1 protein-coding gene is annotated in these 1,088 nt (G+C 59.8%); it reads right to left on the bottom strand.

Going from position 1 to position 1,088, the window contains the following annotated elements:
* Positions 1-23 precede the first annotated feature (23 nt).
* Positions 24-962, bottom strand: coding sequence for an IS110 family RNA-guided transposase (locus tag DS839_RS35790; protein ID WP_119275349.1), 939 nt, complete (start codon positions 960-962; stop codon positions 24-26).
* Positions 963-1,088 lie beyond the last annotated feature (126 nt).

The raw sequence follows: 1,088 nt of genomic DNA, 5'->3' as shown, positions 1-1,088 counted from the left end.
GCGGGGAGCGACTATCTGGGGTGTCAAGTTGCATTTGCATATTGCGCTCGCGCATCGCGTGCTTTGGCATTGAGGCGGACGAGAAGCTTGTGAGCAAGAGCGACCCGAACGACCATTTTGGGCTTTCCTGCAGCGGTCAACCTACGATGGAAGTCAGCAAGACTATCATCATAGCGCCTTGCGGTGCCGGCGACGAGGACGAGGATGGAGCGCACTCCGCTACGCCCGCCGCGGATCGAACGTTTGCCGTTCTTCTTGCCGCTGTCATTAGCCAGTGGAGCAAGACCGACAAGCTTGGCGATAGCCTTGTTGTCGTAGGTTCCGATCTCAGGCAATTCCGCCATGATGCGAGCCACGGTGCGGTCGGCAACGCCTTTCACGGTGCGGAAGGTCTCGTTGAGGACAGCCCACAACGGATCATCATCGATCAGCGAGGCGATCTCACCTTCCAGTCGACGCGACTGGCGCTTGAAGAGGGCGATGATCTCATCGAAGGTAGCCCTGATCTCGTCATCCTCGACTTGGCGACGGCGCTGCTGGTTGACGACGAGATCGTCGGTCAGCTGCCGAAGCCTGACCACCAAACCCTTGAGACGGCATTGGTTTTTACTTGCAGGCAGCGTCGGCTTGAGATCCTTGTTGCGGGCAAAGTGAGCGATGACGAAGGCATCGATGCGGTCGGTCTTCTCGAGGAAGCCCATCGCTTCGGCGTACTGGCGCACACTTCTGGGATTGACGATGGCACAGGCCACACCCGCCTCCCACAGCAGTGTGAAGGCCAGGCGCTCGAAGCCGCCGGTGGCCTCCATCACCACCAGGTCCGCCTTGTGCTCGGCACAGAAGGCAGCAAGCTTGGCAATGCCAGCGGCATCGTTGGCAAAGCGGGCAAAGGCCTCGCCCGGCACAATGCGGGCATCGAGGTGCTGCTTCGAAGTATCCACTCCACAGAAAGTCTTAATCACGGTAACCTGCCTTGTTCTTGCGTCTGTGAACCAGCGACTGTTCGGTTGTGCGTGAGAACAGCGAAGATCCCAAGCTCCCCGACGGTTGTAGCCGGAGGGTGGACGGGCGACATCGCCGAGCGAGGG

It is taken from the genome of Taklimakanibacter deserti (assembly GCA_003574785.1).
Note: the sequence above shows the minus strand (reverse complement) of the source record. Positions and strands in the feature narration are given on the sequence as shown.